The sequence below is a fragment of the Melghirimyces thermohalophilus genome (assembly GCF_900102685.1).
GTDB classification, from domain to species: Bacteria; Bacillota; Bacilli; order Thermoactinomycetales; family DSM-45169; genus Melghirimyces; species Melghirimyces thermohalophilus.
In genome coordinates, this window is the sequence record NZ_FMZA01000009.1 from 36,594 (window position 1) to 60,908 (window position 24,315).

Annotated in this window: 20 protein-coding genes and 1 pseudogene; 13 read left to right on the forward strand and 8 right to left on the reverse strand. The window is 55.3% G+C overall.

Annotated elements, in window-relative coordinates:
* Positions 1–7: 7 nt before the first annotated feature.
* On the reverse strand, positions 8–2,059 hold the full coding sequence (locus BLP91_RS08245) for a transglycosylase domain-containing protein (RefSeq protein WP_091569495.1): 2,052 nt from the start codon (positions 2,057–2,059) through the stop codon (positions 8–10).
* Positions 2,060–2,448: 389 nt separating this feature from the next.
* Here BLP91_RS08245 and BLP91_RS08255 point away from each other — a divergent pair, with 389 nt between their 5' ends.
* From BLP91_RS08255 to kamE, 10 genes are all read left to right on the forward strand, one after another.
* Positions 2,449–2,877 carry a YwiB family protein gene (locus BLP91_RS08255; RefSeq protein ID WP_176757904.1) on the forward strand — a complete coding sequence of 143 codons (429 nt, stop codon included), beginning with the start codon at positions 2,449–2,451 and terminating at the stop codon, positions 2,875–2,877.
* Entirely contained in the window at positions 2,874–4,544 is a 1,671-nt protein-coding gene (gene argS, locus BLP91_RS08260) for an arginine--tRNA ligase (protein WP_091569502.1), read from the forward strand. Before BLP91_RS08255 ends, argS begins: the two co-directional genes overlap by 4 nt.
* Before the next feature lie 332 nt (positions 4,545–4,876).
* A complete protein-coding gene (locus tag BLP91_RS08270) occupies positions 4,877–5,281 on the forward strand; it encodes a hypothetical protein (protein WP_143003504.1) in 405 nt (134 codons plus the stop codon).
* A gap of 462 nt (positions 5,282–5,743) precedes the next feature.
* Positions 5,744–7,147, forward strand: a complete 1,404-nt coding sequence (locus BLP91_RS08275) for a sigma-54 interaction domain-containing protein (protein ID WP_218119244.1) — start codon at positions 5,744–5,746, stop codon at positions 7,145–7,147.
* A gap of 117 nt (positions 7,148–7,264) precedes the next feature.
* Positions 7,265–8,317 carry an L-erythro-3,5-diaminohexanoate dehydrogenase gene (gene kdd, locus BLP91_RS08280; protein WP_218119245.1) on the forward strand — a complete coding sequence of 351 codons (1,053 nt, stop codon included), beginning with the start codon at positions 7,265–7,267 and terminating at the stop codon, positions 8,315–8,317.
* Between the two features lie 260 nt (positions 8,318–8,577).
* Positions 8,578–9,885, forward strand: a complete 1,308-nt coding sequence (gene kamA, locus BLP91_RS08285) for a lysine 2,3-aminomutase (RefSeq protein ID WP_091569510.1) — start codon at positions 8,578–8,580, stop codon at positions 9,883–9,885.
* 26 nt (positions 9,886–9,911) lie between these two features.
* Entirely contained in the window at positions 9,912–10,931 is a 1,020-nt protein-coding gene (gene kamB / locus BLP91_RS08290; protein WP_176757905.1) for a lysine 5,6-aminomutase reactivase subunit KamB, read from the forward strand.
* 9 nt (positions 10,932–10,940) lie between these two features.
* Positions 10,941–12,566 (forward strand): lysine 5,6-aminomutase reactivase ATPase KamC, encoded by a 1,626-nt coding sequence (gene kamC, locus BLP91_RS17270; RefSeq protein WP_281220519.1) that lies wholly within the window; start codon positions 10,941–10,943, stop codon positions 12,564–12,566.
* On the forward strand, positions 12,563–14,170 hold the full coding sequence (gene kamD / locus BLP91_RS08300; RefSeq protein ID WP_091569518.1) for a lysine 5,6-aminomutase subunit alpha: 1,608 nt from the start codon (positions 12,563–12,565) through the stop codon (positions 14,168–14,170). Before kamC ends, kamD begins: the two co-directional genes overlap by 4 nt.
* Entirely contained in the window at positions 14,145–14,915 is a 771-nt protein-coding gene (gene kamE / locus BLP91_RS08305; protein ID WP_091569520.1) for a lysine 5,6-aminomutase subunit beta, read from the forward strand. The genes kamD and kamE overlap by 26 nt, the downstream gene beginning before the upstream one ends.
* Before the next feature lie 916 nt (positions 14,916–15,831).
* On the opposite strand, the gene BLP91_RS08315 is transcribed toward kamE, so the two are convergent.
* Together BLP91_RS08315 and BLP91_RS08320 are read right to left on the reverse strand one after the other, a co-directional pair.
* Positions 15,832–17,718: an electron transport protein gene (locus tag BLP91_RS08315; protein WP_091569526.1), complete on the reverse strand. Its 1,887-nt coding sequence runs from the start codon at positions 17,716–17,718 to the stop codon at positions 15,832–15,834.
* Positions 17,719–18,055: 337 nt separating this feature from the next.
* Complete coding sequence (locus BLP91_RS08320; RefSeq protein ID WP_091569528.1) at positions 18,056–18,820, reverse strand: MerR family transcriptional regulator; 765 nt, start codon at positions 18,818–18,820, stop codon at positions 18,056–18,058.
* 420 nt (positions 18,821–19,240) lie between these two features.
* Between BLP91_RS08320 and BLP91_RS08330 the strand changes: the two genes are divergently transcribed.
* Complete coding sequence (locus BLP91_RS08330) at positions 19,241–19,477, forward strand: GNAT family N-acetyltransferase (RefSeq protein WP_091569535.1); 237 nt, start codon at positions 19,241–19,243, stop codon at positions 19,475–19,477.
* Between the two features lie 146 nt (positions 19,478–19,623).
* On the opposite strand, the pseudogene BLP91_RS08335 reads toward BLP91_RS08330, so the two are convergent.
* Positions 19,624–19,938: pseudogene (locus BLP91_RS08335) on the reverse strand (GNAT family N-acetyltransferase); the annotation flags it as partial.
* Between the two features lie 15 nt (positions 19,939–19,953).
* Positions 19,954–20,130, reverse strand: a complete 177-nt coding sequence (locus BLP91_RS16750) for a GNAT family N-acetyltransferase (protein WP_176757908.1) — start codon at positions 20,128–20,130, stop codon at positions 19,954–19,956.
* 327 nt (positions 20,131–20,457) lie between these two features.
* Here BLP91_RS16750 and BLP91_RS08340 point away from each other — a divergent pair, with 327 nt between their 5' ends.
* Positions 20,458–20,733, forward strand: a complete 276-nt coding sequence (locus BLP91_RS08340) for a hypothetical protein (RefSeq protein ID WP_091569540.1) — start codon at positions 20,458–20,460, stop codon at positions 20,731–20,733.
* Between the two features lie 11 nt (positions 20,734–20,744).
* Here the strand turns inward: BLP91_RS08340 and BLP91_RS17530 are convergent, their stop codons facing one another.
* From BLP91_RS17530 to BLP91_RS08355, 3 genes are read right to left on the reverse strand one after another with little or no spacing between them, the layout of a single operon-like run.
* Positions 20,745–21,086, reverse strand: coding sequence for a GNAT family N-acetyltransferase (locus BLP91_RS17530; protein ID WP_091569543.1), 342 nt, complete (start codon positions 21,084–21,086; stop codon positions 20,745–20,747).
* Positions 21,073–21,369: an SGNH/GDSL hydrolase family protein gene (locus BLP91_RS08350; protein ID WP_091569545.1), complete on the reverse strand. Its 297-nt coding sequence runs from the start codon at positions 21,367–21,369 to the stop codon at positions 21,073–21,075. Before BLP91_RS08350 ends, BLP91_RS17530 begins: the two co-directional genes overlap by 14 nt.
* Positions 21,317–21,850 carry a GDSL-type esterase/lipase family protein gene (locus tag BLP91_RS08355; RefSeq protein ID WP_176757909.1) on the reverse strand — a complete coding sequence of 178 codons (534 nt, stop codon included), beginning with the start codon at positions 21,848–21,850 and terminating at the stop codon, positions 21,317–21,319. Before BLP91_RS08355 ends, BLP91_RS08350 begins: the two co-directional genes overlap by 53 nt.
* Positions 21,851–22,187: 337 nt before the next feature.
* Between BLP91_RS08355 and BLP91_RS08360 the strand changes: the two genes are divergently transcribed.
* The gene (locus tag BLP91_RS08360) at positions 22,188–24,296 is read left to right on the forward strand and encodes a (Fe-S)-binding protein (protein ID WP_091569550.1); all 2,109 of its coding nucleotides are present in this window, start codon (positions 22,188–22,190) and stop codon (positions 24,294–24,296) included.
* The last annotated feature ends 19 nt before the right edge of the window (positions 24,297–24,315 follow it).

Below are 24,315 nucleotides of genomic sequence, written 5' to 3' on the forward strand. Positions count from 1 at the left end.
GGTCGGTTTAGCCCGACCACCATTTTTTGATGCGTTCCCACAGGGAAGGCTCCTTGGAAGGTACGTGGGGAGCAGTCTCTCGATGGCGTTTACATATTTGTGTCGGTTCGGTGCCCGACAAGAACCAGACTTCTTTTGTGTTCGGACAGGCGGCTGTCGCTTTCTCCCCGGTCTGGGGATCGATCTTTACTTTGGCCACCCCTTCTGGAGGACGGGGGTGGAGGATAGAGGTGCCGTGCAGCGCATTCTTCATAAAATGTCCCCAAATGTTGTGGGTGTGTCGGGACGTTCCAGGGGGTAACCGCTTTCCCCGATCGTACCCCACCCAGACAGTGGTAGCCAGCCGGGGGGTGTAACCGGACAGCCATGAATCCCAATCGGTGCTGCCGGTTTTCCCCGCCACGGGCCGGTTGATAATCTGTCCCACCCGGCGTCCTGTTCCTCCGGGGGAGAAAACGTCCCGAAGCATGTGGGTCATCACAAAGGTTTCCGCAGGGGACAGCACCTGTTCCGGTTGTCGTCGGGGCCCCGCCAATACATGACCTTCCGCGTCTTCGATACGGAGGATCGATGTGGGTTGGTGGTGGATGCCCCCATTGGCCAAAGTGGCGTAGACTTGGACCATTTCGAAGGGGCTGACCGCACTGGTGCCCAAGGCCAGGGAGGGAACCGGTTTGAGCGGGCTGTGGATGCCCAGTCGCCTGCCCATTCGAACCGCCTCCTCTTCTCCGATAGCCAGATGGGTATGGATGGCGAAGATGTTATCCGATGTGGCCAATGCCTCCCCCATGGTGATGGCCCGGTGGGCATATCGGTTGTGGTAGTTGGTGGGCCGATATTCCCCGCCCTGATAGATAAAGGTGGTTGGCTTGCTTTCGAAACGGGTGGCGGGGGTTAAACCGTTTTCCAATGCAGCCAGGTACAGGATCGGCTTAAAAGTGGACCCCGGTTGCCGCTTGCTGAAGACGCGGTTGTACTGAGAGGTTGCGTAATCTCTTCCTCCCACCATCGCCTTGATGTGGCCGTTGCCAGGGTCGATGCTGATCAGTGCCCCCTGCAATTCCTGTTTGGGAAGGTATCGATGAAAGGAAGCTTCTGCCTTTTTTTGCAGGTTGAGATCCAGGGTGGTATAGATCTTCAGCCCGCCGCCGCGCACCTGATTTTCTTCCAGACCGTATCGGCTGATCGCCTCCTGCAACACGTAATCTCGAAAATAAGGGGCTTTCGCCGGCTGGGGCTGGGGGTGATCAGCGTAAACGAGGGTCTCCGATTTGGCCTGCTCCGCTTCCGCCTGCGTGATCCGACGATTTTTCACCATGGCGTCTAAAATCGCTTCCTGCCGCGCTTTTGCTCGCTGGCGGTCGTTCAGGGGCGAATACCAACGAGGGCCCCGGGGGATTCCTGCCAGCATGGCGCTCTCCGCCAGAGTCAGGTCCCGGGCCGGTTTCCCAAAATAAATCCGGGCTGCCCGTTCAATCCCGTATGCCCCTTCACCGTAGTAAATTTTGTTGAGGTACATCTCCAAAATTTTATCTTTGGAGAAGTGAAGCTCCAACTGGGAGGTGAGGGTAGCCTCTCTCCATTTACGGGACCAAGTGCGGTCATGGGTGAGGTAGAGATTGCGGGCCAGCTGCTGGGTGATGGTGCTGGCCCCCTGGGTGACTCGTCCCTGCTTCAGGTTGACCAGTGCAGCTCGCAGGATTCCCTTGGGGGAAAACCCCCAGTGTTCATAAAAGTGTTGGTCTTCCGCGGTCAAGGTGGCGTCGGTAATGGAGCGGGGAAGTTCCTTCAGCTGCACCGGATCCCGCCGTTCCCCGCGGTTCAGATGATCGATCACCCGGGCCTGTGCGTCCAGGATCTGGGTGGTGATCCCGATTTGCGGCGGCGGGAGCGGTTTCGATTTTAAATAAAGAACCGTGATCAGGGCCAAGGCAACCCCTGTGACAACACAAAAGCCGAACCAGCGCAGCACTACCCGCAACTTCAGCAGCCATTTGCCGAAGGGCAGTTGTTCCAGTGATGTGTCCGGCGGCAGGGTTCGGTTGACGTCATCTCCCATGGCGCCCACTCTCCTCCGGTGAAATGGAAAGGCTTCGCCATGGGTAGTATGAATAGGGATCCTCCTCCCTATTCACCGGAAGAGGAGGGGAGTGTCCACAAATGGATGATTGCTGTGGAGTTGATCCTGATTGTGTCCGAGGTGAAGTTGCATTATCCTAATGAAGGGTTCTTAACCAATGGGGTGGGACTGATCGGATGGAAGTCTCCCCGGCTCATGATCCTGCGATCAGACGTCGGTGGGGTAACACCGAGGGGGTCCGGAAAACGGTTGGGATTCCTTCGTTCCAACCGTTCTCTCTTCCTTTTTAGGAGGGGGGTTCGATTGCTTGGAAATGAGTGCGACCCGTGATAAGATACAGTACAATCGGAAAGGAGACCGTGATTCCTTTGCAACCGATCCAAGTTTCCATTCTCTCCAAAATCGCTACGGAAGACGGCGATGAACAAACGATCGAACAGGAATTGGAAGGCCGTTTCAAAGAGCGGGATGATCACTGGTTGCTAAAATATACGGAAAAACCCGGGACGTCGGAACAAGTACAGACCACCGTCAAGGCTTATGAGAAAGAGGTGACGGTGATCCGGCAAGGGGAGATTTCCTATCGTCAGCGGTACCGCCCGGAGGAGATCACCACCTGCGTCGTCACCACTCCGGGCGGCAATATGGACATGGAAGTAAACACGCTCGACTATAGCCGGGAGCAGACTGGAGACGGCGGCCTGATTCGTTTCACCTTCCGCCTTCGTATGGGCGGGGAAAACATGGGCCGTTATCAACTTAGCATTGGATGGACGGAGGTGCCCGAGGCGACATGAATACGTTGGAACAGATGAAAGAGGAGCTGAAGCAAAATATCGGGGCAGCGGTGATTGCGGCGGGATTGGCTTCACAGGAAGAGTTGCCCGAGGTGATGCTGGAGGTACCGCGGGACAAGTCCCACGGGGATCTGGCCACCAATATAGCCATGCAACTGGCCCGGATTGCCAAAAAAAATCCCCGCCAAATCGCGGAGGAAATCGTTGAAGAGATGAATCGGAACAAGGGATTTATCAAAGAAGTACAGATTGCCGGTCCCGGATTTATCAACTTTTTTATCGACCGAAGCTCACTCTCTAAGATCTTGCTGGAGATGGATCAACAAAAGGATGATTATGGACGGACCGATACCGGTGCCGGCGAAAAGGTTCTGGTAGAATTTGTAAGCGCCAATCCTACCGGCAGCCTTCACCTGGGACATGCTCGGGGGGCTGCGATCGGGGATGTGTTGTGCAATGTGCTGGAGACTGCCGGGTATGACGTCACCCGGGAATACTATATCAACGATGCCGGCAATCAGATTCACAACATGACCCTCTCTCTTGAGGCCCGTTATCGGGAAGCCCTCGGCCTGGAGGCCCCCTTTCCGGAAGATGGTTATCGGGGACCGGATATCGTCCGCCTGGGGGAAAAATTGGCTCGGGAAGAAGGGGATCGCCTGGAGCAGATGGAGGAAGCGGAACGCCACGCTTTCATCCGTCAGTATGGCCTAACTCATCTGTTGGAAAAGATCAAAGAAGATCTCGGGGATTACCGTGTGAAATTTGACAGTTGGTTCAGTGAGCAATCCCTCCATGATTCCGGCGCGGTCCAGGAAAGTGTAGAAGAGTTGACCAAGCGTGGTCAAACCTATGAAAAAGAGGGTGCACTCTGGCTCAACTCCTCCTCTTTTGGGGATGATAAGGACCGGGTGTTGGTAAAGCAGGACGGTTCCTACACCTACATCACTCCGGACATCGCCTACCACCGGAACAAGTACAATCGGGGTTACGGGCGGATTGTCAACATTTTCGGCGCTGATCACCATGGATATGTGCCCCGTATGAAGGCGGCGATGGCTGCACTGGGTTACGATGTGGATCAGATGACGTTTCTCATTACCCAGATGGTGAAGCTATATCAAGGCGGCGAATTGGTCAAGATGTCCAAGCGAACCGGCAAAGCGATCACGTTGGTCGATTTGATGGAAGAGGTCGGGGTGGATGCTACCCGATATATCTTTGCCTCTCGCAGCCCGGACAGCCATCTGGATTTTGATATGGATCTGGCCGTTTCCCAGTCCAATGAAAATCCCGTCTTTTACGTGCAATACGCCCACGCCAGGATTAACAGTGTTTTCCGCCAGGCCGAGGAACGAGGCTATGCGGTTCAAGTCGATCCGGAGAGCTTGTCGGCGCTGCAGGAAGAACCGGAGTTTGATCTCTTGCAGAAGTTGGCTGAGTTTCCGGAGGAAATCGCGACGGCTGCCCGGCAACTAGCTCCCCACCGGGTGGCCCGTTATCTGTATGACTTGTCGACTCTGCTCCACAGTTACTACAATGCTCACCGGGTGATCCAGGAAGATGAAAAGCTGACCCGCGCTCGCATCTCCCTGCTGCTGGGCGTTGCTCAGGTACTAAAAAACGGACTTCGCATGATCGGGGTGTCCGCTCCGGAAAAAATGTAAAGCGGTGGCTGTTTCCCGGCAATGGCCTTGTTGATAAAGTCGCCCGGCAAGGGGGCGGCTTTTTGCATGGGGAAATGTTGAACTTCCGTAAATGTTCATATGGTTTACCTTCAGCTTAGCCGCATCTCGGCGGATGTTCTCCCTCTGGATTCCCTCTTTTGTTCCGGAGGCAGTCTCTGCCAGCCACGTCCGTTTCCCCCGGAATTCCGCGAAATCATCGGAATCCTTAGCGCCCATCTGTTGAAAGATTCCAACCCTTCCGGATATGATCAAGTCGAAAGATAAAAAGCGATCCGTTCTTCAATCGGATCACATGAAAGGGGATCCATCCGGTGAAACGATCCACATGGGTAACAATGGCTATCATCATCATCTTGACGGCCACGATGATGCCTTTTGATTTATATGCTTATGCCAAAGCCGTATCGGGAAACCATCCTACGATGTTAGAAGAAAAGCCAAATCCTTATCGAGGAGAAGAGGTGAAAAACACCAAAAAGGAAAAGGACTCGTTTATCGCCGTGGGAGGATGGAGACGACAAGGCAGCATTGTTATTCGGGGCAGTCCGTCAGAAGCAGAGCGAATCAAGCGATTGGGATTTCGACCGATGAAGGTGATGCCGCTCCATTGTGAAGAAGGAGTTCAGACGTCTGAAAATGGGCTGATAAGAACGGATTCGTCACTGAAGAACAGCTTTGAGTTGAATCAGCTGACTGCGGGCCGGGGCAAAACCTGACGAAAGTCGTTTCGTAAAAAGAAGTAGTGCCTAACGCCGTCGCAGCTGATTTTAGTGCTCCCCTGATGGGGATGGTATGGCGGTCAACGGCGACGGGCAGGGGTTTACGGGATATCGGTTCGCATGGGGCGGATGTGAATCCGTATTCCGGCACGGACATGGAAAGGTGCCCAATCGCCGTTGGACCTCGAGTCAGGAACGATGGAGAAAGGAGGGCGGAGACATAGGAGTGGAGGGGAAGGAGGGGACTGCTACATTCGGATAGAGAGGGGGGAGATGGAGCTGCTCTGCTCCCCTATCCTGTTGGTACTTTGTGATCAGGCCCGGTATCCGGCTCTTTGTCAGAGCCGGCTTTTTGTTTTGTCTTCTGGTAGACGCAACCTTATTTTCTATATATAATCAAGGTGGCGAAAATTCGGCATATCGTGACGACGATTTGGCAGCTTGCACAGGAGGGGAAGCATGGAGGCCAACCTGCTGACGGAAAACATGGTTCGTGAAGTGTTGCGGGGAATCGACGAAGGGCTTCATGTGGTGGACGCAGAGGGGAAGACCGTCTTTTATAACGATTTTGCCGCGCGACTGGACGGGATGAAGGAAGAAGAGGTGTTGGGCAGCCATCTCTTAGAAGTGTTTCCTTCTCTGACACCCAAGACCAGCACGCTGTTAAAGGTGCTACGGACCGGCCAGCCGATCTATCATCAGCAGCAGAGTTATACCAACCGGTACGGCAAGCGAATCGTGACCGTCAACTCTACCATCCCCCTGGAGGTAAAGGGAAAGCGGGCAGGAGCGATGGAGGTTTCCAAGGATATCACCCGGATCCAGGAACTTTCGGAAAAGGTGATCGACCTGGAACAGCAGGTGAGAGGGCCAGCGGCGGAAAGGAAAACATCCCGGGAGCGAGGTTTGTACCGGTTTGAACAGATCATCACCCGCAATCCGGTGATGATGCGGGAGATGGAACGGGCCCGGCGGGCGGCAGCCACCCGTTCCCCAGTGCTGGTCGTTGGGGAGACGGGGACGGGCAAAGAGTTGATCGTTCAGTCCCTTCACCGGATGTCGCCCCGGGGAGAAGGCCCTTTTATCGCCCAGAATTGTGCCGCTATCCCTTCATCGCTCCTGGAAGGGATTCTGTTTGGCACGGTTCGTGGTGCCTTCACCGGAGCGGAGGATCGGCCGGGGCTCTTTGAACTGGCGGAAGGGGGGGCGTTGTTTCTCGACGAAATTCATGCGATGCCGGTGGATCTGCAAGCGAAGTTGTTACGGGTGTTGGAAGATCAGGCGGTGCGCCGGGTGGGGGATGTACGGACACGGTCGGTGGATGTGCGGATTTTGGCTGCGACCAATGAGGATCCCGAGGTGAGCGTCCGAGAAGGGCGGTTGCGCAAAGATCTTTATTACCGGATTCAAGTGGTCCGTATCGACCTTCCCCCGCTTCGGGAGCGGAGAGAAGACTTGCCCCTGTTGATCCACCATTTTATCCGCAAGTATAACTACCGTTTCCAAACGTTGGTGACTGGGGTGACTGAAGAGGTGGAAGCTTTGTTTGCTTCCTATGACTGGCCGGGTAACGTCCGGGAACTCGAGCATGCCATCGAAGGGGCGATGAACCAGGTGGAGGGAGACCGGATCCGGTTGGAACACCTGCCGCGTCACATGGATATCGGGCGACGTCGGGCCAGCCTCGCCGAGCCGATCGGGATCGGTGACGGGGAGTCCTTGCCTCAGGTGTTGGCCCGCGTCGAACAAGGATTGATACAGGAAGCGATGGCAGAGACAGGGAACAACGTCCGGCAGGCGGCGATCCGTTTGGGCATTCCCCGACAAACCCTGCAATATAAGTTGCGAAAGCGAAACAGATAGATGGAGGGCGCCAGAAATTCGGCGCTTCTTTTTTGTTTGGGGCCAAATATCCCTCCTGTATGGGATTTTTATATTGGCATCCATTTTGCATTATTTAGTGGATGAGGAGGTGCTAGGTTGGAATTGAAGCAGGAGGGACACCGGTTCGGAGTGCACCGAGTGATGGAGCCGGAGGGGGGATTACCCCAGTCGGCTTGGAAGTTGGACGCGGAACCGGTCTGTCATGAGAGTGAACTCTTAATCGAGGTGACCCGCCTCAATATCGACTCCGCCTCTTTCAACCAGATGAAAGAAGCGGCAGGAGGGGATCCCGAGGGTGTGAAGGACCGGATCCTGAATACGGTGCGAGAACGGGGAAAGATGCACAACCCCGTCACTGGTTCCGGGGGGATGCTGATCGGGCGAGTGGCGAAGAAAGGTTCCTCTTTTTCCGGCCAGGTCCAGCCGGGGGAACGGATCGCCACACTGGTTTCCCTCTCCTTGACGCCGTTGACGCTGACCGCCATCGATGCTGTCGATATGGCGACGGGTCAGGTGGATGTGCGGGGGTGGGCCGTATTGTTCGCCAGCGGCCCTTACGCCCTCCTTCCCGATGATATGTCAGAGGCGTTGTCTCTGGCTGTGCTCGATGTGTGCGGGGCTCCGGCTCAGGTGGCTCGCATCCTCCACTCGGGTCAGCGGGTAGCTGTGCTGGGGGCCGGGGGGAAATCGGGGCTTCTCTCTCTGTATCAGGCTCGGCGCAAGGTGGGGGCATCTGGCCAGGTGCTGGCCTTGGAAACGAGGGAAGCGGCATGCCAGGAGATTCGTTCCCTCGGTTTGGCCGACGAAGTGATTCCGGTGGATGCCCGGGACCCGGTGGCGGTATTGGACGCAGTCACTCGAGTCACGGATGGAGTATTAACGGATGTCACCGTCAACTGCGTCAATGTACCGGATACGGAGCTGGCGGCGATCCTGGCCACCCGTGATGGCGGGACGGTGTATTACTTCAGTACCGCGGTTCGCTTTACCGCCGCCGCCTTGGGAGCCGAGGGACTGGGCAAGGATGTCCGCATGATGATCGGCAACGGCTATGCCCCTGGCCACGCGGACCTGGCTCTCAACACTCTGCGGGAATCCCCTGAATTGCGGGCAATCCTGGAAGCGCGCTACCAGGTGGCGGCAGACTGACCAAGGCAGCCCCGTCGATGATCCCACAAGGATGAACGATAGCGCAACCGGAAGCGGAGCGACCCAGGTGCGACTTGTGCTCTCCTGAGGCTTAGAGCGATCTCGGAATCGTGTGCGGCGGCATGTACCCGAAACGGCACCGATTGCCACCCAAGCTTAGATAGGGGTCGGGTCCCCGACATTTCCTGATGCCGGCCCGTTGACCCCATACCCCCTTTGTTCCGGAAAAAGCTAAGAATACTGGGGAAAGGAAGGATATCATGGTGCGAGATTGGCGAGAGATCGAACTGTGGAAAGATGTGACCGAGGAGCAATGGAATGATTGGTTGTGGCAGTTGACCCATACCATCCGCAATCTAGAGGACCTGAAAAAAGTGGTCAACTTGAAGGAGGATGAAATCGGAGGGGTGGGCATTTCCAACCGGACCATTCCATTGAATATCACTCCCTACTACGCTCTGCAGATGGATCCAGAAGATCCCTCCTGTCCGATTCGGATGCAGTCGGTCCCCCTCTCTCGGGAACTGGAGCAGACACCCTACGATATGGAGGATCCGCTGCTGGAGGATACGGATTCGCCGGTTCCGGGGTTGACTCACCGTTATCCGGACCGGGTGCTGTTTTTGATCACCAACCAGTGTTCCATGTATTGCCGCTACTGCACCCGCCGCCGTTTTTCTGGGCAGATCGGGATGGGGGTGGGGCGGCCGCAGATGGATGCCTGCATCGACTACATCCGAAACACCCCCGAAGTGCGGGATGTGCTTCTTTCCGGCGGAGATGGTCTCTTGGTCAACGACCGGGTGTTGGAGTATGTATTGAAACACCTAAGGGAGATTCCCCACGTGGAGATCATCCGCATCGGAACCCGGGCCCCGGTTGTTTTTCCCCAGCGGATCACGGAAAATCTCTGCAAGATCCTGCGCAAATATCATCCGGTCTGGCTGAATACCCATTTCAACCATCCCAAGGAACTCACCCCGGAAGCGCGCCGAGCCTGTGAAATGTTGGCCGATGCAGGGGTTCCTCTGGGCAATCAAGCCGTGATCCTGGCCGGGATCAACGACTGCCCCCACGTGATGAAAAAACTGAATCACGAGCTGGTTAAAACCCGGGTCCGCCCTTATTACATTTACCAATGCGATCTGTCTGAGGGGATCAGCCACTTCCGGGCTCCCGTTTCCAAGGGCTTGGAAATCATGGAGTATCTCAGGGGACACACGTCGGGATATGCCGTGCCTACCTTCGTGGTGGATGCGCCGGGAGGAGGGGGCAAAATCCCGGTGGCACCCAATTATGTGATCTCCCAGAGCTCCCAAAAGACGGTGCTGCGCAATTTCGAAGGTGTGATCACTACCTACCCCGAACCGGACCATTATCAGGAGCATGATTCTGAAAACTGCGAGTACTGCCAGGCCGCGGAAGGGAAAAATGTCGGCCTCGCTTCCTTAATGGCGGATGAACGGATCAACTTGGAACCCAAGGTACTCTCCCGGGAGGAGCGGCGTGGGGACTTCGAACGGAAAAAACGGCGGATTCGGGAAAAGCCCCCTATCACCAAATCATGAATAAGGGCCCTGTACGGTCTCTGGCGGTGATCGGTCTGGCTAAAAACGTGGGCAAAACCACTGTGCTCTGTGGCTTGGCGGAGCGGGAAGCAGCCGTCGGGCGTTCTCTCGGCATCCTCAGCATTGGAGTAGATGGGGAGGAATGGGATGTCTGGAGTCTGAAGCCGAAACCGGTTGTAATGATTCCTCCTGGATGCCTGGTGGCCACGGCCGCTTCCCTGTTGGATGAAAGGGGCGGGGACTGGGAGCTGGTGGAGTCGACCCCTTTTTATTCGCCATTGGGACGGGTCACCTTGGCCCGAGCTCGACGCCGGACCCGGATCAAACTGGCGGGGGTGACGCGGACAGAGGAGGTGCGGGAGGTTATCGCACGGCTGTTGGCCCAGGGAGCGGAACGGGTGTTGGTGGATGGTGCCTATGACCGTAGAGCAGCTGCCAGTCCTTGGGTGACTGATGCGGCGGTATGTGTCGCTGGAGCGGTGATGGCCCATTCTCTGGATGGGGTGATGGAAAAAATGGAGGAGGCGATCCGACTGATCACCCTGCCGGAAGCGAAGGATCCGCTGCTGCGATCGGCCGCGGAGGCCGCTCGGGTCGGAGGGCGGGTTGTCGGCATCCGCAAAGGTCGGTTGGAGACCCTTCCTTTCACCTCTCTTCTCCTGGCGGATCGGGTGCGGTCGATGTGGACGGCTGGGGAGTGGGAGGGCCTCGCCCTGCCCGGATCACTGACAGACCGGGGACTGGAGTTGTTGGCGTCCGCCGCTAACCGTCCCCCGGCGGTGGTGCTGACGGATCCCACCCGTTCTTTCGTCTCCTTGACAGCACTCCGCCGCTTTTACCGAAAGGGAGGAACGCTCTCCTATCTGAAGGGAGTACGGTTGGCCGCAGTGGCGGTCAACCCGGTCTCCCCTGACGGTTACGCCTTTGATCCTGAAGAGATGAAGGAGCGGGCGGCTCGGATCTGCGCGCCTGTACCTGTCTTTGACGCCATCCGGGATCAGGCGGAGGTGTTGGATGGGATCAACCAATGTTTAAGTGGGGGATGAATGGTGTGGATGGATGAGGAGACCCGGCGGGCACTCCGCTGGGAGGAGATCTGGTCGCAGTTTTCGCCCCGAACCCCGATGGGGCGGAGGAAAAAGCGGTCCTTCATCCCCTTCATGCCCGGGGAGGAAGCCCAATGGCAAGCCCATCTTGCGACGCAGGAGCAGCTCCTAAAGGCGAAGCAAACCTTACCGGAAGCAGTTCCTCACCTGGAACATCACCTGTCCCGGCTGTCAGATCCGACGGATGCCATCGGGAGGTTGCAGCAGGGGGCCACTCTGACGGTATCAGACTGGTTCCAGGTAAAAACGTTTTTGTGGCACGGATGGAAACTGTGCTCCTTGATTGTGGAGATAGCCCCCAGGTTCCCTCTGTCATACGGGGTCAAAGCGTGGGAGTCGGTATTGCGCCGGTTAAATCCGGATCCGGTGCTCACTCCTTCCTTCTCCCTTGCAGCCTCCTTTGATTCCCGGTTACAAAAGTGGCAGCAAATTTTGGAGGAAGCGGAACACCAGGTACGGGAGAAGAAAGAACAGGCCGCCGGCGATGTGGAGCAGGTGTTTCCTCTGCAGCGGAACCGGGAGGGGGAGTGGGTGGTGGATCGCCAGGCCCCCCACCTGGCGGCGCTGCTTGCTGATCCCCGGCTGGAAACGGTACGTAAGACCCCCTTTGAAGTGGTATTTCGCCCGGCGCCCACCCCGGAAGTGAAGGAGGCTTGCCGTCGTCGCTCGGAAGCGGCGGACCGGCTGGAAGCGGTGGAAGAAGAAGTGTTGCGTCACTTGGCAGATCGCTTTCGTCCCCAGACCCGGTTCCTGAGTGGAGCAGTGGAGGAAGTTGCCCGCTTTGACCTCTACTGGGCTCAGATGCGGATGGCAGAGAGATGGAACGGGACCCGTCCTGGGCCGGATCGGCGGGCGTTTCGGATCCGGGGCGGGGTCCATCCCTTCACGGCTCGGTCTCTGGAGGAAAAAGGCCGTTCCTTTACAGCGGTGGACATCGAGGTTCGCCAGGGAGTGACGGGAATCATCGGGCCCAACATGGGTGGGAAAACCGTAGCTTTAACCACGGTGGGACTGATCGCTTCCCTGGGGCAATATGGATTTCTGGTGCCGGCCCGCACCTGTTCTATGCCCTTAGTGAACTGGATTACCGGGGTGATCGGGGACGGACAGGATGTGCAAGCGGGTCTCAGCACCTTTGGAGCGGAAGTGAAAAGGATCGCCGAGGTGTTGCAGCGCCCTTCAGCCGGCCTTTTGCTGATCGATGAGCCGGGGCGGGGCACTCATCCGCTGGAGGGGGCGGCTCTATCAGCGTCACTTACCAGCTATCTGGCTGAGAGAAGGAACTGGTCGCTCCAGGTGACCCATTTCAGCGAAGTACTGGAAGTATCGGGAATTCAGGTGTACCGGGTAGCGGGTCTGTCGGATTTGCCCGCGGAAACCGCGGAGGGAGATTGGGAGCGAATGTTGGAAGAGCGGATGGATTACCGGCTTCTCCCCTGGTCGGGAGAGTCGATTCCTCGGGATGCGCTTTCTATCGCCGGGATGTTAGGTATTCCTCCCGCCATTCTCAAGGAAGCCCGGAATAGGTTGAGCCGATCCGCAGAGAAGACGGAACATAAGGGGGTTGGAGGATGAGAGAAAAGCTGCGGCTGGATCAAGGGCAGATTGACCGAGGGCGAAAAGCGGCGGCTCGGATCGCCGCCGATGTGAACAGGGAACTGGAAAAGAAAACCACCGTCGCCGTGGAACGAACGGTCCTGCGGCTTTTAGGCATTGACGGCGTGGATACGGAGGGGGTTCCTCTTCCCAATGTGGTGGTGGATCATCTGTTGGAACAAGGCCGGTTGTCGGCGGGTGCCGCCAGTTGGGTGGTGAATGCCGCCCTGCATGAGAACATCACCCCTCAGCAGGTGGCGGAACGGGTTGCCGCCGGCTCCCTCAGCTTGACGGAGATTCCCCAGGTGGAGTGGGCGTCCCTTCTGCGGGAAGGGGAGCGGTTGGCCGCCCAAGGGCTGGAACGGATCGCCGCCAATCGGAGGGAACGAGAGGAACAAATCCGCCGTCTCGGGGAGGGGAGGAAGCCCTATCTCTATGTGATCGTAGCCACCGGGGATATCTATGAAGACATCATCCAAGGGAAGTCCGCGGCTCGCCAGGGAGCGGATATCGTGGCGGTGATCCGCAGCACCGGGCAGAGCCTGATCGACTATGTCCCCTACGGGGCGACCCGGGAAGGGTTTGGCGGTACCTACGCCACTCAGGAAAACTTCCGTTTGATGCGCCAGGGTTTGGACGAAGTGGGGGAAGAGGTGGGCCGTTACATCCGCCTTTGCAATTATTGCTCCGGTCTCTGTATGCCGGAGATCGCCGCCATGGGGGCGATGGAGCGGCTGGATGTAATGCTGAACGACGCCCTTTACGGCATCCTGTTCCGGGATATCAACATGCAACGCACCTTGATTGACCAGGCTTTTTCCCGTCTGATCAACGGTTATGCCGGAATCATGATCAACACCGGTGAAGACAACTACCTGACTACCGCTGATGCGGTGGAAGCGGCCCACACCGTGTTGGCCTCCCAGTTTATCAACGAACAGTTTGCCCTTTTGGCGGGACTCCCGCCGGAACAGATGGGACTGGGTCACGCCTTCGAGATCAACCCGGAGCTTGAAGACGGCTTTCTGCTGGAACTGGCTCAGGCCCAGTTGTCGAGGCAGATTTTTCCCGAGGCCCCTCTCAAATATATGCCTCCCACCAAACACATGACCGGTAACATCTTCAAAGGGCATGTCCAGGACGCTATGTTTAACCTGGTCAGCATCCTGACCGGCCAGGGGGTGCAACTCCTCGGTATGATGACGGAAGCGATGCACACGCCCCATATTCACGACCGCAAACTGGCCATCGAAAATGCGCAGTACATTTTTAACAACGCCCGCCACTTGGGCGAGGAGATTCAGTTTGTGTCTGGCGGCCGGGTGGAAGCCAGAGCCCGTGAAGTGCTCGACCGGGCTGTCGGTATGCTGGAGGAAGTGGAGCGGATCGGGTTGTTTACAGCACTGGAGCGGGGCATGCTGGCCGATGTGAAGCGAAGCCCCACCGGCGGCAAGGGATTGTCTGGTGTCCTGGAAAAGGACGAAAACTATTACAATCCCTTGGAGGCGGAGCTGAAAAGAAGGGTCGGACTGGATCCGCGGGAGGAGGGGTCGGTCCATGGCCGTGGACTTCCAACGCGTTAAACCCTATGGCGACACGTTGGGCGACGGGGCGGTCCAGCTCAGCTTCTCCCTGCCGGTCCCTTGCGGGGAGGAGGCCCGCCAAGCGGCTCGTCAACTGGCGGCGCAGATGGGATTGGAGGAACCCCAGGTTTATCATATGGATGATCTGGGGGAAGGGTATACCTTTTTTATCGTCTACGGAACATGCACCCATACCGTCGATTTCACCTCGATTCGGGTACCTAAGGTGGACGACGGCGGACGGATGAATTACGAGGCGATCAACCGCTTTATCCGGGAACGGATTGGGCGCAAACTGGTGGTGATCGGGGCTTGCACCGGCACCGATGCCCACACCGTCGGCATCGATGCCATTATGAACATGAAGGGATACGATGGGGAATACGGGCTGGAACGCTACCCCGAGATTGAGGCCTACAACCTGGGCAGCCAGGTCCCCAACGAGGAGATGCTGGCCGAGGCGATCGAGCGGGATGCCGATGCCCTTCTCGTCTCCCAGGTGGTCACCCAGAAGGGGGTCCATATCGACAACCTGACTCGCCTGGTGGAATTGACGGAGGCGGAGGGTCTCCGAAATCGGCTGATCCTTGTCTGCGGCGGCCCCCGCATCAATCACGAAATGGCCCTGGAACTGGGTTTTGACGCCGGCTTCGGCCCCGGTTCCCTCGCTCCTGATGTCGCCTCCTTCCTCGTTCGGGAATTGGAGCGGCGGATGAGCAATGATACTTCTAAAGCCCCGGATTAGACAGATGAAGCAGCGCGGAGTGTGACAGGAGATGTAATTGCATGGGTGAGTCATTGCGACGCAAAATGAACATTTGGAACAGATTTGATCGTTCTTTGTTTTTTTACTACCCTTTATAGAACGCCTGACCATTTTTCTTTGACCCCATATCTTTCCCCAACCCGGAAGCCGGCCCATAGAGCCGGCATTCTTCTTTTTGGATACCGAGAAGAATAAGGTGAATCCCGATAGCCCTTCCTTTTTTGGGCAGTCTAATAACCGATCACAGATGAAGACAAGGAATGATGCCCATGTCCTTAAAAACTTCTCCTCCAATCCTGATCAAGGAAGAAGTTATCGATGATTTTAACGGAAGGTCAACAATCGGGAGTTGGGCCTGATCTGGCGGTATTCAGTTTGGGAGCATAAAGATACAAACGGAACCATCACTCGGATTGAAAAAAGTGAAGGATGGCTGAACCTCTACTTTTGTTCCATCCCTCTGGTGGGTGACGAACGACTGTTGATGGACGAATCCCCCATGAATGTTGTACACGACGAAGGTCCATGATCATGCTCGGGCCTCTTTTTTTCCTGTTGGGCGGGGATAAAGGCCATAGACGCCACTCGAAAGCGATTTGTTTGGGAAGTTGAAGACGATTAATGAAAAAAGGCTCTTATGGGCCGATTGAGGGAATGGATGGCTTCCTTTTTTGATCCCATCCACAGGGGTTCGGCCATCATTTTGTGAATTTTCGGTGTTGTTTTTGTTGGCGGTGTGATCCAAGTCTTTGCTGTTTCCAATACAAAACCCCCGTTTAACTGGGGGAAGTGATAAGCAAGATACGATGTTTTACACAAAGAGAGGTAATCGGGGGTGGAAGTCTCCTTGAGAGTATGGGGACCGTTACGCACCCCTTGCTTACAGTTCGGAGAGTTATTTTTTCTCAGGCAGGGAGAGAAGATAGTGCACCAACGCTTGTTGCTCCTCTTTTGAAAACCCTGTGTTGTCATCCACCCAATACTCGTGTCCGATTCCTTGAATATGCAAGGATCGCAAGTCCGGCGAGTCTTGATTAGCTTGTATGACTTGTTGGCGGATATCTTTATCCAGCAAGGCGGTTAAGCTCTTGAACGGATCGGGTTGGATTCCTTTCAACAACGTGCCTGTGACCCCTTTTTCCTGTCGTAGGCCGACGGCCACTCCCCCATCATGGAGGTACGGAGCTCGCCAGTACAACCCCTTCAGACTGGGAGTTTTGTAGCCACCGGGGGAGTCTCCGTGGGCAAATCCCAAGCGTACTTTTTTTGAATCATAGGGGACTTTCAAGGTTCGCGCCCCTTTCGGAGGCGGAACTGGTGTATCGGGTCGATACAGTATCGGGGGACCGAAACGGTTGCCCGTCTTTTTTAGTGCCTGGGCTCGGGACGGCTCAGTTTTTACGATATCAGCCGGAATGATGCGATTGCGGGTGAAAGCTCCCCCTGCGTGACAACGGATGCAACCAGCCCGTCGGAAGACCTTCCGGCCGCGTTCTACCTTCTTCTCATCCAGGGTAACCGGTGCTTTGGGAGGAACGAGGGTATTTTGCCAGGCGGCCATGGCGTTGTTTTGTTGCCCCACCTTGGTTCCTGGAGAACTGATCAACACCCCCGCCGGTGCCACCGGTGTCGATTTCGGGAAAGTGGGAGGTACGACCACCTCGTTGACACCGGGTGTCCCCGGGGTGGGGTCCACGGAAGCGAAGAATTGAGACGGTTTTTTCCCGTCTTCAGGGCGGTAGCGGAACCGGGGATGGGCAGCGTTTTGGAGGATGGTGCCTAAATACGCTTCCTTGGGAATGCCAAAGAGGGCCGGACTGGCGTCCGCTTGAGTGAGAGTATCTGAATTTTGGGCGTGGACATTGTTAGAAAAGACGCTCAATCCGTGAAACGGACCGGTGGAGGCAAACCCGCTCCAGCCGTAAGGATGAGCCCCGAATGTAAAGGAATCGGGGATTTTCGTCGGATTGCTCTTTAGGTCGATGGTGGAGTCGAAGCTCCCTCTCGGCCATTTGGAAAATACCTGATCCACCTGTTTTTCGATCGCCTTCGGTTCTGGCAGCGACTGTTTCGGATCATCCAAATATCGCTTTAACCCGGCTAGTTGACGGGGGGTCAGCTGAGTGTGGGTAAAGTAAGCTGCGGAATTGGTGCCCATCGCCAAGAGCAGGCCTTGGTTGAGATTGCTGTTTGCCGCTCCTTCCACCACCTTTTTGGTTTGCCGGTCGACTGTGGCATGACAGGCGGCGCAGGAAACGCCCACCTTCAGCTGTCCCTCTCGGAATTTTACCGGCATCCCCAACGGCATAAAGGATCCCTTGGGGACATCGATTCCAGTGTCGATTTTGCTCCCCTTCCGATAGGTTTTCCCTCCGAGGGTAACGGTTTGGGCCAACTCCACCTGTAGGTTGTCGGTTCCTTTTCCTTTCAGCTGGAGGATCGCTTTCATGATCTTGGGAATGGTCAGGGGGCCGTCCACTAAGCCCACGATGTCCGTCAAAAACACCTCGTTCCCAAAGGTTTCTTTATAGAACGTTTCACGTCCGGATTTTATAAGAGAAGGCGTGACGGCAACCGCTTCCGGATGTTGTTTCCCTTCCTTTGCAGAGAGGGTTTTTCCGTTAAGATCATAATAGGTCGTTTCTTGTTCCGATGAATCGGGTCGGTTTAAAACCTTGTCTGTCGCGGGCATATATGCCATCTCAGGTTCTAAAAAATAAACGGAGAGAACCCCCGCAAAAGCCAAACCCAGCACAATCATCCAGATGGTTCGTCGTTTCATCATGACCCTCCTTAACCAACCGTTGCTATTAATTTGTGCGGAGGGAATGATTTATATTTGGTCATGGATCCGCTGACACCAAGCCTTTTTCTCGTTTCATAAAGCCCCCTTGGTCACACTGTGCAATCTCCCGTTGGGCATTCGTCGGCGAATCATAAAACTCGACCTCTGGAGCTGATGGCACCAACCCAAACAGTATGTTTTAGTGTCTGGCTTCAACCGATGTTGAGCAGGAAAACACCCCACCAATTTCACTTCTCTGACTGGTGGGGTGTTTGTTATTCCCTTACCCATTTTTGTGTGGCCAGACAACGGGATCACAACCGAATACTGCCACTTAGCGCTTAAAACCCGTGTAGATGTGGATGGCATCTCGCAAAAACTTCGCCATGCCGGGTTGCTCCTCATCGTAGTACGCGGTGAACCGTGGATCATCCACATACATCTGGGCCAGGCCGGCATGGGCTTCTTTGTTGTAGTTATCCCAGCAATGGGTTAACCACTGCTTGTGCAGGTGGGCTGCACGTTGGGCGATGTCACTGGCAGGGTCGCCGTTTTTAAATGCTTTTGCTAAGGTGGTTTTGATCTCTTTCTCCAGGTGCTTAAATTTTTCAAACTGCTCCTGGGTCATGTTTTTCAGCTTTTCGTTGGATCGGTCGACCACTTCGTCGCCGTACTTTGCTCGAATCTCCTCACCGTACTTCTTTTCGTTCTCCTCGATCAATTGTTCTTTAAACCCCTCAAATTTGTCCTTATCCGTCATGGTTTGTTTCCCCTCCATAAAGGCGATGGTTTTTTCCACATTGTGGATCAGTACATCCAACCGTTTCCGCTCGGCGAGAAGCTGCTGGCGATGTTCTTGCAAAGCGCGAGTTCGGTCGAAACCGGGGTCGGTCACGATCTGTTTGATCTGCTCCAGGCGGAACCCCAATTCTTTGTAGAACAGGATTTGCTGCAGTCGGTCCACTTCCGCCGGGCCGTAGATCCGGTATCCGGACGCGTTGATCCTCGCCGGGTTTAAAATGCCGATCTCATCGTAATACCGCAGGGTTCTGGAGCTGACCCCCGCCAGCTGGGCCAGCTTCTGCACGGTATATTCCATCGGTTCACCTCCTCACTCCCACCGTAAAGCTTTACGTAACGTAAAGGTCAATCCTTTTTCCCCAGGCATCTGAGGATATTTTTACCCATCCTCGACCGAACGGGGAATCGATCGCGATGAGCGGCGAGGGGTAAGTCCCGGTTTTTACAAACTCATGGATCGGAGGATGTAGATGATGGGAAAATCATCGAAAGCGAGCGGTTGAGGTTTCAGTTCTATCAGGAGGCGGATGATCTTTTTTTCGTCTTTGATTTCCGATCCGGAAAGGATGCATTTTATCGGGAACGGGCAAGCGATTCCGCCTGGAACGGAGGCGGCCCGCCGGATGTTCCACCGTTCGGGGTCGGGAACCCTGGGGAGCGGGGTTTTTTCGGTTGGAAACCAAGGAATTAGCCCGACCCGTCGGTTAGGCCTTACTGGCTGGCTCGCATTTATTGGGGGCGGGGCTATGCCCTGGAAGCGGCTTCCCAGTTGAAACAGTTGGCTCAAGCACAAGGGGAGAAGCGGGTGATCTCCATCATTCACCCGGACAACATTCGCTCCCGGCGCGTCGCCCGCAAAAATGGATTGTGGTTCGAACGGACACGGTTTTTTGCGGGCATCCTGTACAAATTTTTGCCGCCGACCTGCAAAGAAAAACCTGGTGAGGCTTCCTAGCCGGTTTCCCGGCTGCCCGATAACCAAACGGCTCTATTTACGATGATCACCCTCTTTGAGCAGCAGCTTCTCAGTGTTCCATCGAGAAGCGTTGTGATTAAATGTTTGTTTAGAGACGAGGGGAAGCGCCGCTCCACTTGACAGGATCAGGAGGGTAAAACAAACAACTGGTGTTCCGCTGTATCCCACTGGGGACGACGACGGAGGCCGATCCGTTCCACCACCCGGATGGAGGGGGTGTTGGCGGGGCGAATGCGGGCCACGAGGGGCACATTCGGCAGATACCGACGGGCTATCTGGACGGCGGCCTGTGCCACCTCCGTTGCATAACCGTGGCCCCAGGCCCGGGGGGAAAAGCGGTAGTAAAGGTTTAATACTTCTTGTTCCTGCCAGTAATCCCGCCGGATTCCTCCGATCCCGATCACCTTTTTTGTCTCAGGCAACACCACCGCCCAATAGCCAAACCCATCCTTGGCTCAGTCTGTTCGCCATTGTTTCAAGGTTTCTTCCGCCTCCTGTCGGTCTTTCATCGGACCGGCGGGCCGATAGCGATTGGTGGCGGGATCCCCTTCGATAGAAAAGATATCGATTACATCCTTTGGCTCTGGTTTGCGCAGGGGTAGCCGCTCCGTTTTCACCTGATCCACATTCATAAATAAGCAACCTCCCCTAAAGATTTCGTCTTACGCGAGAAAAATGGTTTTTCTTCATACGATCCATGGAGATAAGCCGAAGGTCGGGGGTGCAACCTGTACCTTCGGCCGATAGCCAGCAGGGAGTGCAACGACTAAGCTTAAAAGAGAAAGCTTTCAGAAACGGATTCAGAGTCAGCCAAAACCGTGGAGACGAAGAAAAAACGCACCTCGAGTCGCTGTTTTCTGATTCTGATCGACGGTAGGTCTGACCAATAGGGAGTGATTTCCGTTACGGTGAGAAAGGAAACCATGAGTCGGAGACAGGAAAGGAAGGGAGGGAACGGGATGACGGGGCCGGTTGACCCGGTGACGGCGGATTCATCGGCGATACCCAGTCGGCATCCCCCCCAACGCCGCCAACACATACAGCAGCGGAAACGACCCCCAAAAAAGCCTTTCTGGATGTTGGGAAAGGACCGGGTCGCCGCGTGGGTGAATCAACAAAATCCCTTGGTGAGGTCGATCATCGGTTGGAGCTTGGTCGGACTGTTGTCCTTGATGTGTCTCCTATTCATATACCTTGCGGTGATCGTCATTTATGCGCTGCCCATCATGCTGTGAGAAAACGAAGGTTAAAACCCGGTGTCCACTTCCGCCGGGCTTTTCTTATGAAGACAGATGAAGAACATACACATCGAAAACCGGCTTGTTGATACAGCTTTTTGGCCGTGGTGTTGGGGGCGGTTACTGTCAATTGGATTTTCTAGGCCGACGAGCCCTTCGGCACGACGCAGGAGTTCTTTCAGCAGGGCTTGTCCCATGCCCCGATTCCGTGCCTCTGTGGCGACGTACATCCCCCACAACACTCCCTTATGTTTCTTTTTTCGCTTCAGCTGTCGAAAAAAGCCGACCCTTAAAAGAGCCTCCGGATGGATTGACCGAAGGCCCTTTTTTGCCTGTTCATTGCAGGGGATCGTAGCCTAAGCTCCGGAAGTGTTCGGCGATCACTCGATGACCGGTATCGTTGGGATGGAGTCCGTCTAAGAAGATATATCCCTTGTCGCCAGGATCCTGGTCGTGGTTGGGGCCGTTGAAGGCGGTGTAGATATCGGCCATCTCGTAACCGCGGGATTGTTGGTTGTCGATAAATTGGTTCACTTCATCGAGATAAGGTTTAAATACAGCAAAACGGGTGGTGGATCCGTCATAACTGGGGGCGGCTTTGTCTTCGTTGACGTAGGGATTGTAGACGTTCATCGTCTTGAAGTTGGTGGGCTTTTCGGCCCGCAAGTCGTGGATGATGCTCACAGTTGGATTGAAAGGTGTCCACCGCTTCCCGGAGGCAGTCTTCATTGTTCGCACCTCCGCATGTTTCAGAAATATAGCTGTTACGGGCCTTGCGCATGTCGTTTCCCCCCACGTCCCAGGTGACCACGTCGGCGGAGGCCACGGCCTCCCGATAGGAGGGATCGTTTTTGAGGGCGTCTAAGAGATCGGTGCTGGTCCACCCGTTCACGCTTAAATTATTCAGGTTGACGGTGATGCCAGTGTCATCCTCCATATGATCCCGGTATCGCGAAACATACCCGTACCAAGCACCAAAACCGGTGCCCAGAGAATCCCCCAACGCAGTGTAATTCCAAGTAGTTGCGGCGTAAACGTTCCCGCTCATCCCGAATGTGAATAAAGATGTGGTCACCAGAGCGGTCATGAGCAATAAAGAAAACAGGCGCTTCATAAAAGTTACCTCCATTTCCTTTTTTATATAATTTATATAATGTTCAGAAAAATCCTTCCAGCTGATAAATACGGCCCTAACCAGCCCTGTCTCGACAAGTTTCCACCCACCGGTTACCATAATGGGAGGAAGCGGTTTCAAAATAAAAGACAAAGGGGTGAATGAATACCCACTCATTTTATGCTACAATGGACCTACCACTAACGGGAAGACTCAGCTGATGAAATCGTTGTCAGGTGGAACGGAGGTTCACCCGGACCGGAATCGGGTACGGAGCGCTTAAACAGTACGAATATTCGCCTTCAGCCGACTCTTGCTAAAAAAGGAGTGAATCAACGTGTCCGTGTTGGAAATCATCAACCTGCTAGCCTTTATCATCGTTGCCGGTTATGGCGTCTATCTGACGGCCAAGGTGGTGTATGCCAGGTACACCTATATTCGTCTGGGAAAACCGGCTGACTTCTCCACGGATATGAAGGCCCGTATCAACGAGGTGCTGGTCAATGTATTCGGACAGAAGAAGCTGTTGAAGGATCCCAAAAGTGGGATTATGCACGTGGTGATGTTTTACGGCTTTATTATCATTCAGTTTGGGGCGATCGACCTCTTTATCAAGGGGCTATTTCCCGGGAAACATTTGCCGTTGCCGGCTTATCCGGTATTTATGCTGATCCAGGAGATCACCGTGACCGCCGTTTTGTTGGCGACGCTCTATTCCTTCTACCGTCGCTTTGTGGAAAAATTGGCCCGGTTGAAGCGAGGCTTTAAAGCCGGTTTGGTTGTTATTTTCCTGTCTGTGTTGATGACCTCGATTCTGTTCTCTACCGCCTTTGAACACATTTGGGGCATAACCGGAGAACTCCCGGCCTGGGCCACTCCGGTTTCCTCGACGATCGCCGCGGCCTTCTCCTGGATGTCACCAGAAGCCGCCGCTGTCGCATTCTACATCTTCTGGTGGATTCACGCTTTGGACCTGTTGGCCTTTATGGTCTATGTCCCCCAGTCCAAACACTTCCACCTGCTGGTGGCGCCGGTCAATACCTTTTTAAAGCGGCAGGATCCGCCGTCTAAGCTGAAGCCGATCGATTTTGAGGACGAATCCCTCACCGAATACGGTGTCAACAAGATCGAAAACTTTGATCAGAAGCAATTGATCGATCTTTATGCATGCGTCGAATGCGGTCGGTGTACCAGTGTCTGCCCCGCCGCCGGCACCGGGAAAATGCTCTCCCCCATGGATCTGTTGGTGAAGATGCGGGACCACCTGACGGAAAAAGGGGCCGCCATCACCTCCCGGAGTCCGTGGATGCCCGCCTACGCTTTCAGCGGGGCCAATGCAGCTACGGAAGTGGCGGCAACCCGTGACGAGGAAGGGAACTACGACTATCCGGTGGAACTGATCGGAGATGTGATCACGGAAGAGGAACTGTGGGCCTGTACCACCTGCCGCAACTGTGAGGATGCCTGCCCGGTTTCCAACGAACACGTCGATAAAATCCTCGACATGCGCCGCCACCTGGTGTTGACCCAGGGTAAAATGCCGGCAGAAGCTACCCGCACCTTCCAAAATATCGAGCGTCAGGGGAATCCCTGGGGCCTTAGCAAGAAAGAGCGGGAGAAATGGCGCGACGCCCTGGAAGAAGGGCTGGAAGCTCCGACGGTGAAAGAGCAGAAGGATTTTGACTACCTCTTCTTCGTCGGTTCCATGGCCTCCTACGATAACCGGAGCCAAAAAGTGGCCCGTTCCCTGGTGAAACTGCTCAACCATGCCGGCGTCAAGTTTGCCATCCTGGGTAAAAAGGAGAAGAACTCCGGGGATACCGCTCGCCGCATGGGTAACGAATTTTTGTTCCAACAGTTGGCTACGGACAATATTGCTCAGTTCAAGAAATATAACGTGAAAAAAATCGTGACAGCAGATCCCCACGCCTATAACGTGATCAAAAACGAATACCCGGACTTCGGTCTGGAAGGTGTAGAAGTGTATCACCATACGCAGCTATTGGCCCAATTGATCCGCGAGGGACGCCTCAAGCCGGAAAAGGAAGTGAAGGAACGGGTCACCTACCACGATTCTTGTTACTTGGGCCGGTACAATGAAGAGTATGATGCCCCCCGCTTCATCTTCCAGTCGATCCCGGGAATCGAATTGGTAGAAATGGAACGGAACCGGGAAAACGGCATGTGTTGTGGCGCCGGTGGCGGTATGATGTGGCTGGAAGAGCAGTCCGGCGTTCGCGTCAATACCGCCCGGACCGAACAGGCTCTCTCCGTCAACCCCAGCTTGATCGGAAGCGCTTGTCCTTACTGTCTCACCATGATGAGTGACGGGACTAAAGCGAAGGAAGTGGAAGATGACGTGAAGACGATGGATGTAGCCGAGGTGTTGGCCCTCTCGGTAAACTTTGAAGAAAAACCGGCCCCGGTCGCGGAAGGGGTGCATTGATGGTTCGGACCCCCGGATA

Coding starts and splice junctions, on each gene's coding strand:
- BLP91_RS08315 (WP_091569526.1), bottom strand. CDS start 17,718: ATGAAACGACGAACCATCTGGATGATTGTGCTGGGTTTGGCTTTTGCG.
- kamA (WP_091569510.1), top strand. CDS start 8,578: ATGGTGCGAGATTGGCGAGAGATCGAACTGTGGAAAGATGTGACCGAG.
- BLP91_RS16750 (WP_176757908.1), bottom strand. CDS start 20,130: ATGAATGTGGATCAGGTGAAAACGGAGCGGCTACCCCTGCGCAAACCA.
- kamD (WP_091569518.1), top strand. CDS start 12,563: ATGAGAGAAAAGCTGCGGCTGGATCAAGGGCAGATTGACCGAGGGCGA.
- BLP91_RS08350 (WP_091569545.1), bottom strand. CDS start 21,369: ATGAACGTCTACAATCCCTACGTCAACGAAGACAAAGCCGCCCCCAGT.
- argS (WP_091569502.1), top strand. CDS start 2,874: ATGAATACGTTGGAACAGATGAAAGAGGAGCTGAAGCAAAATATCGGG.
- kamE (WP_091569520.1), top strand. CDS start 14,145: ATGGCCGTGGACTTCCAACGCGTTAAACCCTATGGCGACACGTTGGGC.
- BLP91_RS08340 (WP_091569540.1), top strand. CDS start 20,458: ATGACGGGGCCGGTTGACCCGGTGACGGCGGATTCATCGGCGATACCC.
- BLP91_RS08275 (WP_218119244.1), top strand. CDS start 5,744: ATGGAGGCCAACCTGCTGACGGAAAACATGGTTCGTGAAGTGTTGCGG.
- BLP91_RS08320 (WP_091569528.1), bottom strand. CDS start 18,820: ATGGAATATACCGTGCAGAAGCTGGCCCAGCTGGCGGGGGTCAGCTCC.
- kamC (WP_281220519.1), top strand. CDS start 10,941: ATGGATGAGGAGACCCGGCGGGCACTCCGCTGGGAGGAGATCTGGTCG.
- BLP91_RS08245 (WP_091569495.1), bottom strand. CDS start 2,059: ATGGGAGATGACGTCAACCGAACCCTGCCGCCGGACACATCACTGGAA.
- BLP91_RS08355 (WP_176757909.1), bottom strand. CDS start 21,850: ATGAAGCGCCTGTTTTCTTTATTGCTCATGACCGCTCTGGTGACCACA.